Source organism: Streptomyces phyllanthi (genome assembly GCF_009377205.1).
Lineage (GTDB): Bacteria > Actinomycetota > Actinomycetes > Streptomycetales > Streptomycetaceae > Streptomyces > Streptomyces phyllanthi.
The window spans coordinates 1-14,740 of record NZ_VJZE01000213.1; the positions used below are offsets into that span (position 1 = coordinate 1).

Below are 14,740 nucleotides of genomic sequence, written 5' to 3' on the forward strand. Positions count from 1 at the left end.
CCTTTTCCTGGGGCCGTGGGGCTTTCGGGCAGGGGGATCGCGGCACGGCACCCCGTGAGGAGGGCGCCCGCGCCGTGAGACGTACGGGGTACGGGAACCGAGGAGGCGTCAGCCGAGTACGGCCAGGGCGTCGATCTCGATGAGGAGGCCCGCGGGGAGGCCGACGTACACGGTGGTCCGGGCGGCGGGCGGCCGGGTGAGGCCCTGCTCCTCGAAGTACGTGTTGTAGATGCCGTTCATCTCGGCGAAGTGGTCCACGTCCGTGAGGTAGACGCGGATCATCATCACGTCGTCCCAGCCGGCGCCGCCCTCTTCGAGGATCGCCTTGACGTTGTCGAGGGTCTGGAGGGTCTGCTCGCGCAGGGTGGGTCCGGCGGGCGTGGGGGGCATGCCCTCCTCGGCGGGCAGGAAACCGACCTGGCCGGCGACCTGGAGGATGTTCCCCTTCCTCACACCGTGCGAGAACTTCGCGGGCGGGGTGGTGTGGGTCTTCGGGGTGAGCGCGATCTTCTCCGTCATACGGCGTCCCTTACCTTCTCGGTCATACGGCATCCCTGTGCCTTCTCGGTTTCACACGGGGTCCTTCGCCGGGGTCCTACCCGAGTACTCGCGGCTGATGGCCTCGGCCGTGCGGCGCACCAGCGGGAGCAGGGTGAGGAGTTCGTCGGCGGTGACGACGACGTTCGGGGCCGAGACCGACATCGCGGCGACGACCCGGCCGTCGGTGCCGCGGATGGGGGCTCCAACGCAGTTGATGGACTCCTCGTGGCCGCCGAGGTCGGTGGCCCAGCCCTGTTCGCGCACCCGCTCCAGCTCCTTGAGGAAGGCGGGGGCGTTGGGGGTCGAACGGGCCGTGTAGAGGGGGTAGTCGAGCTTCTCGGCGAGGACGCGGCGCTCGGTCTCGGGGAGGTCGGCGAGGAGGAGCTTGGCCACGGCGGCCACGGTGATGGCGACGGGCTTGCCGATACGGGAGTACATGCGCACCGGGTAGCGGCTCTCCACCTTGTCGATGTAGAGCACCTCGTTCTCCTCGTAGACCGCGAGGTGGACGGTGTGGCCGCACTCCTCGTTGAGGCGTACGAGATGGGGGTGGGCGATCTCCCGGACGTCGAGGTTCTCCACGGCCTCCTGGGCGAGCGCGAAGAGGCGGGCGCCGAGCCGGTAGCGCTGGTCGGACTGGCGGTAGACGAGGCCGTGCTCGTGGAGGGTGCGCAGGAGGCGCAGGGCGGTGGACTTGTGGACACCGAGACGGTCGGCGACCCGGCCCAGGTCGGCGGGGCCCTCCGCCAGCAGCGGCAGGATGCTGAGGGCGCGGTCGACGGTCTGGCTCATGGCTGGTGTACCTCCTCCTCGGCCCGCAGGGCGGCTGTGGTCCAGCCGGGGCCGAGACGCAGTGTCCCCCAGGTCTCGTCGTCCGACGCGGCCAGGCGGTCGGCGTGGTCGCGGGCGGGGGCCGGGCCGAGGTCGCCGGGGACCGTGAGCGCGGCGGCGGCCATGAGGTGGCCGTGGCGGAGGCGGTCCCGCGCGGGGAGTTCGCGCAGTGTCGCCGACAGGAAGCCCGCGGCGAAGGCGTCGCCAGCGCCCACGGGGGCGACGACGTCCACGTGGAGGGAGGGGACGAAGGTGATCGTGTCGTCCGTGAGCGCGCCGTCGGTGTTCGCGGGCGCGTCGGTGGCGCCCCGGAAAGGGGCGCGGGGCAGTGGCATATGCGGCTCCGCCGCGTGGGCGCGACCCGCCACGACGGACCGGTGGTCGGCCACCGCCTTCGACCGGGCGGACGAGCCCTGGGGCCGCTCGAACAGGGTCGCTCCCTTCGCGCCGTGCTTCACCACCAGCACACGGGGCTGGGGGAGGGCGGCCCGGACGGCCTGCGAGCCGCCCTCGATGCCCCAGGCGGCGGCCGCCTCGTCGGCTCCGACGAACACGATGTCGGCGCGGCGGGCGAGGTCGAGCAGCACCCGGGGGCCGTCGGCGTCACGCCACAGGCTGGGGCGGAAGTTGACGTCGAAGGAGACGAGCGGCCGGTTTGGCCCCGGTGCGGTCAGTTCCCACAGCAGGCCGAGGCACGTGTCGGACAGCGCCGCCGTGATCCCGGAGAGGTGCAGGACGCGGCCCGCCCGTACCGCCGCGAGGTCGACGTTCCCCACCGCCATCGCGGACGCCGCCGAGCCCGCCCGGTAGTACGCCACCTCGTGCGCGTCGCCGGCCCGGTCGCCCGCCGTACGGAAGTACACGCCCGTGGGACGCGCCGGATCGCGTCGTGCGGCCGAGACGTCGACGCCGTACCCGCCGATCACCTCGATCAGATGGTCGCCGAACCCGTCGGCCCCCACCCCGCTCACCCACCGGACCGTGTGCCCGGCGGCGGCGAGCGCGCACGCCACGTTGGACTCGGCTCCCCCGATGGCCCGCTCGAAGGACGGGACGTCGGCGAGGCGGCCCGGCCGCGAGGGAAGGAAGGTGACCATGGACTCGCCGAGCGCGACCACGTCGACGGCGGCGGGTCGGTCGGTGGTCACACGGGCTCCTTGTCCGGCGAGGTGGGCTGCCGGGTCGGCGGCTCCGTTGACCCGGTGTTGGCTGGGATGTTAGACAGCTGGCAGCGACATACGCAATGACCGTTGCACATATCGCAATTGACCTGATCAGGGAGGCTCCATGGGCAGGGAAGCCAGTACCGATGTACCGGATGCGCCGGATGTCCGGACCGAGGCCCTCGCCCGTCTGGCCACCGAGCGCGTCGGCCACCGTTTCAAGGGCCTTCCCCCGGACGCCGCCGGACTGACCGTCGCCGAGCTCGCGGCCGAGCGGCGCAACCTCTTCACCGGCGGCTTCACCACCCCGGTGCTCGCCCTCTCCGCCGAGCGTCTGGAGCACAACCTCGCGCTCATGGAGGCGTACGCGGCCCGCCACGGCCTCGCGTTCGCGCCGCACGGCAAGACGTCCATGGCCCCGCAGCTGTTCCGGCAGCAGATCGACCGGGGCGCGTGGGGCATCACGCTGGCGGTGCCCCATCAGGTGCGGGTGGCACGGGAGTTCGGGATCGGGCGGATCTTCCTCGCGAACGAGGTGGTCGACGCGGCGGCGCTGCGCTGGATCGCCGCGGAGCTGGACGCCGACCCCTCCTTCCGGCTGGTCTGCTACGTCGACTCCGTACGCGGGGTCGAGCTGATGGACGCGGCGCTGCGGGGCCTCGCGTCCCGGCCCCTGGACGTGGTCGTCGAGCTGGCCGCGGGCGAGGGGGCGCGCACGGGGGTGCGTACGGAGGCGGAGTGCGCGGCGGTGGCGGACGCGGTGGCGGCCGTACCGACGCTGCGGCTGGTGGGCGTGGCGGGGTACGAGGGCGAGGTGCCCCGGGCGGACCCGGAGCGGGTGCGGGCCTGGCTGCGGCGGCTGACCGCGCTGGCGGTGGACTTCGACAAGGCGGGGCGGTTCGCGGGGCTGGACGAGATCGTGGTGAGCGCGGGCGGCAGCGCCTGGTTCGACGCGGTGGCGGACGTCTTCGCGGAGCTTCCCGAACTCTCGCTGCCCGTCCTGAAGTTGCTGCGGTCGGGGGCGTACGTCTCGCACGACGTGGGCCACTACCGCCGGGTGACCCCGTTCAACCGCGTGCCCGAGGAGGGCGCCCTCCGCTCCGCCTTCCGCCTGTGGGCCCAGGTGGTCTCCCGCCCCTCCCCCGAGCAGGCCTTCGCCAACGCGGGCAAGCGGGACGCGGCGTACGACCTGGACCTTCCCACCGTCGAGGTGGTCCGCCGCGACGGCGCCGAGCACCCCGCGACCGGCATCACGGTCACCTCCCTCTCCGACCAGCACGCCTGGATCGGTACGACCCCGGAGGCGGACCTCCGGGTGGGCGACTGGCTGGGTCTCGGCCTCTCCCACCCCTGCACGTCCTTCGACAAGTGGCAGCTCGTCCCGGTGGTGGAAGCGGACGGCACGGTCGTGGACTACGTCCGGACGTTCTTCTAGGAGGCCTCGTGGATCTCGTCATCCGTGACGCGGACGTCGTCGACGGCAGTGGTGGCCTCGCGTACCGGGCCGATGTGGCGGTCGAGGGCGGCCGGATCGTCTCGATCGTGAAGGAGGCGTGGGCGGCGGGCTGCCAGCGGCCGACCGCGCGCCGGGTGCTGGACGCCGAGGGGCTCGTCCTGGCCCCCGGGTTCGTCGACATGCACGCCCACAGCGACCTCGCCCTGCTGCGGGACCCCGAGCACACGGCGAAGGCCGCGCAGGGGGTCACGCTCGAAGTGATCGGCCAGGACGGGCTGTCGTACGCTCCGGTCGACGACCGGACCCTCGCCGAGGTCCGCAGAACCATCACCGGGTGGAACGGCCACGGCGACGACATCGACTTCACCTGGCGGTCCGTCGGCGAGTACCTGGACCGGCTCGACCACGGCTTCGACGGCGAGGGCATCGCGGTCAACGCGGCGTACCTGGTCCCGCAGGGCACCGTCCGCATGCTCGCCATGGGCTGGGAGGACCGCGAGCCGACGCCCGAAGAGCTGGACCGGATGCGGCGGTTGGTGGCCGACGGGATGCGCGAGGGAGCCGTCGGCATGTCGTCCGGGCTGACGTACACGCCCGGCATGTACGCGAAGGACGCCGAACTCACCGAGCTGTGCCGGGTGGTGGGCAAGCACGGCGGCTACTACTGCCCGCACCACCGGTCGTACGGGGCGGGGGCGCTTCAGGCGTACGAGGAGATGGTCGCCCTGACGCGGGAGGCGGGCTGCCCCCTCCATCTCGCGCACGCCACCATGAACTTCGGTGTGAACAAGGGCCGGGCACCCGAGTTGCTGTCCCTGCTCGACGAGGCGCTCGACGACGGCGCCGACATCACGCTCGACACCTACCCGTACACCCCGGGCTGCACGACGCTCGTGGCCATGCTGCCGAGCTGGGCGAGCGAGGGCGGGCCCGAGGCCGTCCTCGCCCGGCTGGAGGACGGGGACACCGCCGAGCGGATCCGGCACCACATGGAGGTCGTGGGGGCGGACGGCTGCCACGGCGTGCCCATCGAGTGGGACACCATCGAGATATCGGGGGTGAGCGACCCGGCTCTCACGCCCTACGTCGGCAGAACCGTCCAGCGGTCCGCCGACGAGCGCGGCGAGACCCCCTGGACCACCGCCCGCCGTCTCCTCCTCGCCGACCGGCTCGGCTCGACGATCCTCCAGCACGTGGGCCACGAGGAGAACGTCCGTACGATCATGCGGCACCGGGTGCACACGGGCGGCTCCGACGGCATCCTGCAGGGCGCCAAGCCGCATCCGCGCGCGTACGGGACGTTCCCGCAGTATCTCGGGCGGTACGTACGGGAGTTGGGCGTGCTGTCGCTGGAGGAGTGCGTGGCCCATCTGACCTCGCGCCCCGCCGCCCGGCTCGGACTGTCCGACCGGGGGCTGGTGCGCGAGGGGTACCGCGCCGACCTGGTTCTCTTCGATCCTCAGGCCGTGGCGGCCGGTTCGACGTTCGAGGCTCCGCGCACGCTGCCGGTGGGCATCCCGTACGTCCTCGTCGACGGCCGGTTCGTGATCGAGGACGGCCGTCGTACGGACGTGCTGGCGGGGCAGGCGGTCCGCCGAACGACGTGACCGCCCGCCCCGCCCGGGGTCACGGCTTGGGCAGCACGCAACCGCTGCGGCTCAGGTCGAGCTTGTTGTCGAGCCCGAAGCAGGCGGGGATCTGGTAGGTCTCCTGGGCGTAGTTGATGCCCTGGCGGACCGTCACGTTGCCGCTCTCGTCGACCTCGCACGGGTTGTTGACCGTGCAGCGCTCGCCGTCCTCGTTGCCCGTGTTGTTCACGGCGACGACCTTGCCGGTGGCGTCGTCGACGACCGGGGAGCCGGAGGTCCCGCCGATGGTGTTGCAGGCGGAGGTGTAGCGGAGCGAGTCCTTCCAGGTCCAGTCGCCCTCCTTGAGGCGGTACGCGAACCCGTCGACGTTGCAGCTGTAGATCCGCTTCCAGTAGCCGGAGACGACCTTGATGGCGGTCCCGGCGGTGGGGTGCGTGTCGTTGAGGGTCAGCGCGCTGATGCCGTAGGAGCTCTTGATCTGCGCGTACGTGGTGGTGAGCTGGTACAGCGCGACGTCCGAGTCGGTCATCGTGCCGTACGCGATCTTGCTGGCGCGCAGGGTGGCGACACGGGTGCCGGCGGAGTTGAGCAGACCGAAGGTGCGGCTGGAGGCCTGGTCGACGACGACCTCACCGGGCTCCGGGAAGCCGGACTCCAGACAGTGGCCGTTGGTCATCACGAGCGCCGGGTCGTCGTCCTCGGAGGCGGGCATGCGCACGACCGAGCCGGAGCAGTTGCTGAGCGAGACGGTGCCGGCGAAGTCGACGGCCTGGGCCGACGGCGCGGTGACCCGTCCCACGGTCGCCGAGGTGGACGTGACCACGTCCCTGACGGTGGACGTGAGTGTGTCCGTGTCCACGCTCTTGCCCGGGGCGGCCTTGCCCGGTGCGGTGGCCGCGGGCGCGTCCGCGGCGAGCGCGGGTGCCGCGCCCGCTCCGGCCATCACCAGAGCGCAGGCGGCGGCGACGAGAGGTTTTCTCATGTGGGGGTCCCCTCTTGCGACGTGGGTGACGGAGAGGTTTCCGATCACCACAGTTTTGTCATGCGCATTGTGAGGGGCGCGAGAGGGGTGAGCAAGGAGAGTATTCGGACGGACGATCTCCGGCCATGGGGGGTCGGCTCGGGCAACGGAACGCCGTAAGCCGGGAGTTGGAGGGCCCACTCTCCTCCACCCCCGAATCCCCGGAGGTCCTCCGTTACCGAACCTCCCGACGATCTCCCTTACTTGGGCCCTTTGGTCGCACCTTGGCCACGGCCCTGGCCGTTGCCGGGGTTGCCCCTGTCCGGGTCGGCCGTGGTGGCGGAGGCGGCGGGGGCCGAGGACTCCTCCCCGCCGGAGGTGGAGCCGGTCTTCTCCGATCCGGAGGCGTCCGCGTCAGGGGAGGAACTCCTCGACGCGCCGTCCGAGGAGCCGGGCGACGCCTTCGAGGACGCGCCGGACGAACGGTCCGCCGCCTCGCCGGGCGAGCCGGTCTCCTCCGGGCGCCCGGAGGCCGGAACGGACTCCTGCGTCCCCGGGGCCTCCCGGTCCTCCTGGCCCGAGGAGCCGGACGCGAAGAGCCCGACTCCCACGGCGACGAGAGCGGCCACGGCGGCGGCACCGGCCCCGCCGGCGACCAGAACCCGGCGCCGCCCGTCCCGCCGCCTCCGGTGCCCGCTCCGGCCGGCGGGGGCCGCGCCGTGATCGACGGGACCGCCGTGATCGACGGGACCGCCGTGGTCGGCGGAACCGCCGTGGTCGGCGGAACCGCCGTCCTCGACGGGGCCGCCGCCCGCGTAGCCGTCCGCGTATCCGTCCACGGAGCCGCCCGCGTAGCCGTCTACGTGGCCGTCCGTGTCGGAGCCGGCCGCGACGGCCTCCATCTGCACCGTCTCGTCGTACGCGTTCTGCCAGCCGTGCGCGGCCGCCGGGTCCGTGTAGCCGTCGTACGCGGGAGCCGGCCGGGCGTCGCCGTACGGGTGGTACACGTTCGGTGGACCGTGGAGCTCCCCGCTCTCCCGGTACGCGCCGTTCGCGCCGCTGGTTTCGTTCATCCCGGTCGCCGGATTCACGTGCTGTATCCCGTTGTCGTACTGAGGGCGGCTGGACATGACGGCGCATTGTAGGGACCAATGAGGTCAGTGCGACAGTGGAGGCGCATATGGACCCATAGCGGTCTCCCCACGTGGCGGAAAACACGCCACGTGACGCGATACCGGGCCGTAAGCTCACGGACATGCAGGTGATCCAGTCGACGAAGCTCGCCAACGTCTGTTACGAGATCCGGGGCCCGGTGCTCGAGGAGGCGATGCGGCTCGAGGCGGCGGGGCACCGCATCCTCAAGCTCAACACCGGCAATCCGGCGGCGTTCGGCTTCGAGTGCCCGCAGGAGATCCTCGAGGACATCCTCCGGAACGTGTCGTCGGCCCACGGGTACGGCGACGCGAAGGGCCTGCTGGCCGCGCGCCGGGCGGTCGTCATGCACAACCAGACGCTCGGCATAGAGACGGACGTCGAGCACGTCTTCATCGGCAACGGCGTGTCCGAGCTCATCGTCATGGCGATGCAGGGCCTGCTCGACGACGGCGACGAGGTCCTTGTGCCGTCGCCGGACTATCCACTGTGGACGGCGGCGGTCTCGCTGTCGGGCGGTACGGCGGTGCACTACCACTGCGACGAGCAGTCCGACTGGATGCCCGACCTCGCCGACATCGAGCGGAAGGTCACCGACCGCACCAAGGCCATCGTCATCATCAACCCGAACAACCCCACGGGCGCGGTATACGACGAGGCGGTGGTGCGCGGAATGACGGACATCGCGCGCCGCCACAACCTGCTGGTCTGCTCGGACGAGATCTACGACAAGATCCTGTACGACGGCGCCACGCACCGCCCCACGGCCTCGATCGCCCCCGATCTGCTGACACTCACCTTCAACGGCATGTCGAAGGCCTACCGGGTCGCGGGATACCGGGTCGGCTGGATGTCGATCTCCGGCCCGCGGGCGCACGCCGACTCCTACATCGAGGGCCTGACGATCCTCGCGAACATGCGGCTGTGCGCGAACATGCCGGGACAGCACGGCGTGGTCGCCGCCCTGAGCGGGCGCCAGACGATCAACGACCTGGTCCTGCCGGGCGGGCGCCTGAAGGAGCAGCGGGACGTGGCGCACGAACTGCTGACCCGGATCCCGGGCGTGAGCTGCGTGAAGCCGAAGGGCGCGCTCTACCTCTTCCCGCGTCTGGACCCGCAGGTCTTCAAGATCAAGGACGACCGCCGGATGGTCCTGGACCTGCTGCGCCGCGAGAAGATCATGGTCGTCCAGGGCACGGGCTTCAACTGGCCCGCACCCGACCACTTCCGTGTGGTGACGCTGCCGACGGTGGCGGACCTGACGTCGGCGATCACCCGGATCGGGAACTTCCTGGACGGCTACAGCCAGCCGTAGCGCCGCCACGGCCGCACCGCCGCCAACACTTTCGGACTCCACTCAACTTTAGACGAGTTCTAAGGTAGGCTGGACGGACGACAGCTTGGAGGCCATCCCATGTACGAGCCGATCCGCACCAAGTCGGTCCACACGATGGCCGGCACCACCCCCGACTTCCCCCACCGCTCGCGCGAGGAGGAGCTGGACATCCAGCTCGCGGGCCATCTCGCGGCCCTGCTGGCCGTGACGGACGAGTTGCGCGGGCTGGCGCCGTCCGACGACCTCGACGCGGCCGCGGAGCGGCTGTCCCAGCAGGTGGCCCGGCTGCGGGGAGGCCGACCGCCCGTACGGTCGTCGGTGCCCGCCGCCCACGATCCGCACACCCCGGCACTCCACCGGCGCGCGCACACCCTCGCGGGCCGCGCCCTGGTCGTCGCCGCCTCCCGCGCCGACACGGCGGCCGCGATCCTCTCCGCCGAACGCATGGACGCGCACGCCGCGGCACTGGCCGATCAGCGCGAGCTGAGCACCACCGGCTGACGCCCCCCACACACCGGCCCGCTGTCGGCCGGGCTCCCGTGATCGGCCCCGGTCCGCGTGCACCCGCAGCGACGCGCGGACCGGGCGCCACGGCAGCACCGCGTTCGCCGTACGGTCCCGAACCGACGTTCGCCGTACGGTCCCGAACCGACGTTCGCCGTACGGTCCCGGACCGTACGGCCCGCACACGGCGGGACGCCGGGGCCCGTCACAACCCCGGCGCCCCACGTCGGGCCGCGTCGCCGTCGTCGCGACACGGCGTCGCCCTGAGCTGTCGCCCCCTGAGCGGCTCAGCCCAGCAGAACCATCAGGACGACGAAAACGGCCAGAAGCAGGAGAACCACGAGCCAGAGCGGCCATACGCCACCCTGACGGGGCTCCTCGGGGCGGTCGCGTGGGGAGAAATCGCCGCCGGCCATGGGGCTCACCCCTTCCGTCGCGAACCTTCGTCCGTACGCGAACCTTCGTCCGTAAGTCCTCGTTCGTGAGTCTTCGTCCGTAAGCCTTCGTCCGTACGAGCCGACCGGGTACCCGCCCGACACATCCGCAATCAGCGATCGACGACCGATGGAGCGGGATATTCCGGTTTCATACCGGGATCGGCTCGTCACCGCCCGTTCACCGCATCACGCCGGGAACTTCGCCTTCCGGGAGCACGCTCCGCGGTGTGAGACGTATCGCAGGAATCGTCCTGGCGGTCCTGTTGCTCGGCGGCGTGGTGGCGGCCGTCGTGGCGGGACGCGAAGAGCAGGACACGAGCACGGCAACGAAGACCGTGCGAGGAGTGATCGGGTCGGAGAAGGCGGAGTTCTTCGCCGACCCGGAGGTGGTGAAGGCCCTCGCTGCCAAGGGCTACACCGTGAAGACGGAGACGTCCGGGTCCTGGGCCATGGAGGGACTGGACCTCAAGGGCTACGACTTCGCCTTCCCGTCCAGTCAGGCGCCCGCCGAGGAGCTCGCCGCCAAGTACCGCGCCCGCAAGCCCCTGCCCAGGCCCTTCTACTCGCCCCTCGTCGTCGTGGCCCACCGCGGTGCCGCCGAGGTGCTGCGGCAGAACGGGCTGGCCGAGCTGAAGGGAAGCAGCGGCACCCTCGACATGGGCGCCTATCTGAAGGCCGCCGAGGACGACCGCACCTGGCAGCAGCTCAAGGGCGCCGCCAAGTACGGGGAGCTGACCGGCACCCTCTACATCGCCACCACCGACCCGGCCGCCTCCAACTCGGGCGCGCTGTACCTCGCCGCGGCCTCGTACGTCGCCGACGGCGGACGCGTGGCCTCGGACACCGCCGCCGTGGAGCGGACCGCGCCCCTGATGCGCAAGCTGATCCAGGTGCAGGGGGCCCAGCAGCCGAGCTCGGACGCGGCGTTCCGGGACTTCGTCAGCGGGGCAGGCAACCCGCTGGTGCTGGTGTACGAGTCGCAGGTCGCCGCGCTGCTCGCCCAGGGACAGGAGGTCGGCGACCTGGTCGTCCTCTACCCGGACACCACGGCCAACAGCGACCACACCGTCGTCCCCCTCACTAAGGAGGGCCGTGCGCTGGGCGAACTCCTCAGCGAGGATCCCGCGCTGCGCAAGCTCGCCGTACGGCACGGATTCCGTCCGCAGGGCGGGGGCACGGAGTTCGCGGCGGCCACGACCGGGCGCACCACCTATCTCAAGCAGCAACTGACCGGTGTCCGGCAGGCGCCCGTGCCCACCTCCGAGGTGCTGCACGAGATGACGCGCCGGGCGCGCGGATGAACGGGGGAACCACCACCATGACCAGCGAAGACAGCAGCAACACCTTCACGCTCACCCCGCCGGAGCCCGTCGCGCCGGTGCCGCGTGAGAAGGCCGCCGGGCTCGTGCCCGTGGAGGAGTCCGTACGGGCCGACATGACGCGGAAGGCCTCCGAGTACGTTCGGGGGCTCGCCTCGCTCGACGCCCGCTCGCCCGAGTTCGCCGGCCGGGTCGGGGAGATCACCGGGCTCGGCTCCGGCGAGATGCGGACCGCGGCCGCGCAGTCCAACCGCATGCTGGAGCGCACCGTCCGCAGCCTGCCGTCCAAGGGCGGGGACGCCCAGTCCCAGGTGGCGGGCTCGCTCGTCGAACTCCGGCGGGTGGTCGAGGACCTGGACCCGCGCGACCTGCCCGCGAGCCGGGGGCGGAAGTTCCTGTCCCGGCTGCCGGGCGGCAACAAGCTGCGCGACCACGTCGCCAGGTACGCCTCCGCGCAGGGCACCCTGAACCGGATCGTGGGCTCCCTGCGGGGCGGTCAGGACGAGCTGCGGCGCGACAACGCGGCGCTGCAGACCGAGCGTGTCCGGCTCTGGGAGACGATGGGCAAGCTCCAGGAGTACGTCGTACTGACCCAGGCCCTGGACGACGCGGTCGAGCAGCACATCGCGGACGTGGGGGCCACGGATCCCGCCCAGGCCGACACCCTGCGCGCGGACGTCCTGTTCCCCGTCCGCCAGAAGCACCAGGACCTGCTCACCCAGCTCGCCGTCTGCGCCCAGGGCTATCTGGCCATGGACGTCGTCCGGCGCAACAACGACGAGCTGATCAAGGGCGTCGACCGGGCCGCCACGACCACCGTGTCCGCCCTGCGGATCTCCGTGATGCTCGCTTCGGCGCTCGACAACCAGCGCAAGGTCGTCGACCAGGTGAACGCCCTGCGCGGCACCACGGAGGACCTGATCCGCGGCAACGCCGAGATGCTCGCCACGCAGAGCGGTGAGATCCAGCGCATCGCCGCCGACCCGGCCGTCGGCGCGGAGACCCTCAGGTCGGCGTTCCAGCAGATCTACCGCACGCTCGACGCCATCGACACCTACAAGGTCCAGGCCACCGAGACGATGGCCGCCACTGTCGAGTCGCTCACCTCCGAACTCCAGCACGCCACCGCGTACCTGGAGCGCAGCCGGTCGCAGGGCGCGCTGGAAGGAGGACTCGGATGAGACGTACGACAAGCACGGGACGGCGTACGACGGCACTCGTCGGCGCCCTCGCGGCGGCGGCCGCCCTGCTGACCGCCTGCACGCCCGAGGAGCGGACGCCGGGCGAGTCCCACGAGCCCGTCCCCGGCACCCTGCGCGTCCTCGCCTCCAGCGAACTCGCCGACATGACACCGGTGTGGCAGCGGGTGGAGAAGGACACCGGCATCAGGATCCGCCCGACCTACATGGGCACCCTCGACGCGGTCGCCCTGCTCGCCGGGGGCCGCGCCAAGGGCAGGTACGACGCCGTCTGGCTCTCCTCCAACGACTATCTGCGCCTGCGGCCCGAGGCCGCCCGGCAGATCGTGTCCGAGACACCGGTGATGTCTAGCCCGGTCGCGATCGGCGTGAAGCCGGACACCGTACGGAAGCTGGGCTGGAAGCCGGAGGACGTCACCTGGCCGGACATCCACGAGGCCGTGGCGGACGGCAGGCTGACGTACGGCATGACCGACCCCTCACGCTCCAACTCCGGCTTCTCCACGCTCGTCTCGGTGGCGTCGGGCCTGTCCGGCGCCCAGTCCGCGCTCACGGACGCGGATGTGCGGAAGGCAACGCCGAAGCTGAAGGAGTTCTTCGAGGGGCAGCAGCTGACCTCGGGATCGTCGGGCTGGCTGGCCGAGGCGTACGACCGGCGCGGGGACATCGACGCGCTGCTGAACTACGAGTCGGTGCTGCAGGGCCGCAAGGACCTGACGGTGATCCGCCCCCGCGACGGGGTCGTCACCGCCGACTACCCGCTCTCCTCGCTCGCGTCCACGAGCAAGGAGGTCCGCGACGACGTCCGCCGCTTCACCGACGCCCTGCGCACCCCGGCGGTCCAGCGGCTGATCACCGAGCGCACCCTGCGCCGCCCGGTCGTCGCCTCCGTACCGCCCGCGACCGGACTCGACCCGGGCAGGCGCCGCGAACTGCCCTTCCCGGGCAGCCGTTCCGTCGCCGACGGGCTGCTCGACGCGTACGACAACGAGCTGCGCCGCCCCTCGCGGACCGTGTACGTCCTGGACACCTCGGGCTCGATGGAGGGCGGCCGCCTCGACCGGCTGAAGACCGCGCTCACCGCGCTGACCAGCGACTTCCGCGACCGGGAGGAGGTGACGCTGATGCCGTTCGGGTCGGATGTGAAGAGTGTGCGGACCCATGTCGTACGGCCCGGGGACCCGGAGACCGGGCTCGACGGCATCCGCGAGGACACACGGGCGCTCAGCGCCTCCGGCGACACCGCGATCTACACCTCGCTGGAGAAGGCCTACGAGCACCTCGGCGCCGCCGAACGCGACACGTTCACGTCGATCGTGCTGATGACGGACGGCGAGAACACGGAGGGCGCGAGCCCCGAGGAGTTCGAGGACTTCCACGACGGGCTCACCGGCGCCCAGCGGGACGTCCCGGTCTTCCCCATCCTGTTCGGCGATTCCGACAGGGCCGAGCTGGAGCACATCGCCGACCTGACCGGCGGCCGCCTCTTCGACGCCCGGCAGGGCTCGCTGGACGGCGCCTTCGAGGAGATCCGTGGCTACCAGTAAGTTCCTCGGGTACCTGGAGTCCCGTAAGAACCTCACGGGCAGCGCCCTCGGAGTCGCCGGGCTCGCGCTGACCTTCACCGGGGTCGCGGGCGCGTACTGGCCGGTGGTGGTCGCGGGTCTGTACGGCGCCGGCGCTCTGCTCGCCCCGCCCGAGCGGCCGCCGCTGCCGGACTTCCCGGACCCCTCCGCCCAGCTCGACGAGGTACGGGCCGACTTCGGCAGGCTCCGCGACTATCTGGCGGACATCGAGCTGCCGCCCGCCGCCTCCGGCCGTCTCACCGAGCTGACCGACCTGCTCACGGCGCTTCTCGACCCCGGCTGGGTCGCAGAGATCCTCGCCCGGGACCCGGAGGGCGTGCACGCGCTGTCCCGGGCGGTACGGCAGGACGTCCCCGAGGCGGTCGACACCTTCGTACGGACCCGCTGGTGGACGCGTCTGACTCCGGGCACCGAACCTCCGGAGCGCCATCTGGAGCGTCAGCTCACCCTCCTCCACGAGGAGTTCGAGCGACTGGCGGCCACCCTCCGCGATATCGAGGCACGGAGGCAGGAGTCGCACACGCGGTATCTGGAGGACCGGTCCGGCTGAGACGCGGGACATGGGCCGGGGTGCGGGACATGGGCCGGGTGCGGACATGGCTCGGGCCCCGGGTCCGGACGGCCGGACCCGGGGTCGTGCTCACCGGGGTGGGGCTCACCCGGGTGG

13 protein-coding genes are annotated in these 14,740 nt (G+C 71.7%); 8 read left to right on the forward strand and 5 right to left on the reverse strand.

Going from position 1 to position 14,740, the window contains the following annotated elements; translation table 11 throughout:
* Positions 1-108 precede the first annotated feature (108 nt).
* From FNH04_RS26160 to FNH04_RS26170, 3 genes are read right to left on the reverse strand one after another with little or no spacing between them, the layout of a single operon-like run.
* A complete protein-coding gene (locus FNH04_RS26160) occupies positions 109-519 on the reverse strand; it encodes a RidA family protein (protein WP_152788250.1) in 411 nt (136 codons plus the stop codon).
* 51 nt (positions 520-570) lie between these two features.
* Positions 571-1,332: an IclR family transcriptional regulator gene (locus FNH04_RS26165; protein ID WP_152788251.1), complete on the reverse strand. Its 762-nt coding sequence runs from the start codon at positions 1,330-1,332 to the stop codon at positions 571-573.
* Entirely contained in the window at positions 1,329-2,468 is a 1,140-nt protein-coding gene (locus FNH04_RS26170) for a sugar kinase (RefSeq protein WP_152788259.1), read from the reverse strand. The genes FNH04_RS26165 and FNH04_RS26170 overlap by 4 nt, the downstream gene beginning before the upstream one ends.
* 190 nt (positions 2,469-2,658) lie before the next feature.
* On the opposite strand from FNH04_RS26170, the gene FNH04_RS26175 reads away from it, so the two are divergent.
* A complete protein-coding gene (locus FNH04_RS26175) occupies positions 2,659-3,969 on the forward strand; it encodes an amino acid deaminase (protein ID WP_152788252.1) in 1,311 nt (436 codons plus the stop codon).
* Between the two features lie 8 nt (positions 3,970-3,977).
* Positions 3,978-5,597, forward strand: a complete 1,620-nt coding sequence (locus FNH04_RS26180; RefSeq protein WP_322723901.1) for an N-acyl-D-amino-acid deacylase family protein — start codon at positions 3,978-3,980, stop codon at positions 5,595-5,597.
* Positions 5,598-5,616: 19 nt separating this feature from the next.
* Here FNH04_RS26180 and FNH04_RS26185 read toward each other — a convergent pair whose 3' ends face one another.
* Positions 5,617-6,561 (reverse strand): trypsin-like serine peptidase, encoded by a 945-nt coding sequence (locus tag FNH04_RS26185; RefSeq protein ID WP_152788253.1) that lies wholly within the window; start codon positions 6,559-6,561, stop codon positions 5,617-5,619.
* Between the two features lie 239 nt (positions 6,562-6,800).
* Positions 6,801-7,670 carry a hypothetical protein gene (locus tag FNH04_RS26190; protein ID WP_152788254.1) on the reverse strand — a complete coding sequence of 290 codons (870 nt, stop codon included), beginning with the start codon at positions 7,668-7,670 and terminating at the stop codon, positions 6,801-6,803.
* A gap of 125 nt (positions 7,671-7,795) precedes the next feature.
* Here FNH04_RS26190 and FNH04_RS26195 point away from each other — a divergent pair, with 125 nt between their 5' ends.
* From FNH04_RS26195 to FNH04_RS26220, 6 genes are all read left to right on the forward strand, one after another.
* On the forward strand, positions 7,796-9,007 hold the full coding sequence (locus FNH04_RS26195) for a pyridoxal phosphate-dependent aminotransferase (RefSeq protein ID WP_152788255.1): 1,212 nt from the start codon (positions 7,796-7,798) through the stop codon (positions 9,005-9,007).
* Between the two features lie 99 nt (positions 9,008-9,106).
* Positions 9,107-9,529, forward strand: a complete 423-nt coding sequence (locus FNH04_RS26200) for an SCO4983 family protein (protein WP_152788256.1) — start codon at positions 9,107-9,109, stop codon at positions 9,527-9,529.
* A 667-nt stretch (positions 9,530-10,196) separates the two neighbouring features.
* Positions 10,197-11,270, forward strand: coding sequence for a substrate-binding domain-containing protein (locus FNH04_RS26205; RefSeq protein WP_322723903.1), 1,074 nt, complete (start codon positions 10,197-10,199; stop codon positions 11,268-11,270).
* Positions 11,271-11,287: 17 nt separating this feature from the next.
* The gene (locus tag FNH04_RS26210; RefSeq protein WP_152788257.1) at positions 11,288-12,469 is read left to right on the forward strand and encodes a toxic anion resistance protein; all 1,182 of its coding nucleotides are present in this window, start codon (positions 11,288-11,290) and stop codon (positions 12,467-12,469) included.
* Complete coding sequence (locus tag FNH04_RS26215; protein WP_152788258.1) at positions 12,466-14,034, forward strand: substrate-binding and vWA domain-containing protein; 1,569 nt, start codon at positions 12,466-12,468, stop codon at positions 14,032-14,034. Before FNH04_RS26210 ends, FNH04_RS26215 begins: the two co-directional genes overlap by 4 nt.
* Positions 14,021-14,623: a hypothetical protein gene (locus FNH04_RS26220; RefSeq protein WP_322723905.1), complete on the forward strand. Its 603-nt coding sequence runs from the start codon at positions 14,021-14,023 to the stop codon at positions 14,621-14,623. The genes FNH04_RS26215 and FNH04_RS26220 overlap by 14 nt, the downstream gene beginning before the upstream one ends.
* Positions 14,624-14,740 lie beyond the last annotated feature (117 nt).

Coding starts and splice junctions, on each gene's coding strand:
- FNH04_RS26160 (WP_152788250.1), bottom strand. CDS start 519: ATGACGGAGAAGATCGCGCTCACCCCGAAGACCCACACCACCCCGCCC.
- FNH04_RS26165 (WP_152788251.1), bottom strand. CDS start 1,332: ATGAGCCAGACCGTCGACCGCGCCCTCAGCATCCTGCCGCTGCTGGCG.
- FNH04_RS26170 (WP_152788259.1), bottom strand. CDS start 2,468: ATGGTCACCTTCCTTCCCTCGCGGCCGGGCCGCCTCGCCGACGTCCCG.
- FNH04_RS26175 (WP_152788252.1), top strand. CDS start 2,659: ATGGGCAGGGAAGCCAGTACCGATGTACCGGATGCGCCGGATGTCCGG.
- FNH04_RS26185 (WP_152788253.1), bottom strand. CDS start 6,561: ATGAGAAAACCTCTCGTCGCCGCCGCCTGCGCTCTGGTGATGGCCGGA.
- FNH04_RS26190 (WP_152788254.1), bottom strand. CDS start 7,670: ATGTCCAGCCGCCCTCAGTACGACAACGGGATACAGCACGTGAATCCG.
- FNH04_RS26195 (WP_152788255.1), top strand. CDS start 7,796: ATGCAGGTGATCCAGTCGACGAAGCTCGCCAACGTCTGTTACGAGATC.
- FNH04_RS26200 (WP_152788256.1), top strand. CDS start 9,107: ATGTACGAGCCGATCCGCACCAAGTCGGTCCACACGATGGCCGGCACC.
- FNH04_RS26210 (WP_152788257.1), top strand. CDS start 11,288: ATGACCAGCGAAGACAGCAGCAACACCTTCACGCTCACCCCGCCGGAG.
- FNH04_RS26215 (WP_152788258.1), top strand. CDS start 12,466: ATGAGACGTACGACAAGCACGGGACGGCGTACGACGGCACTCGTCGGC.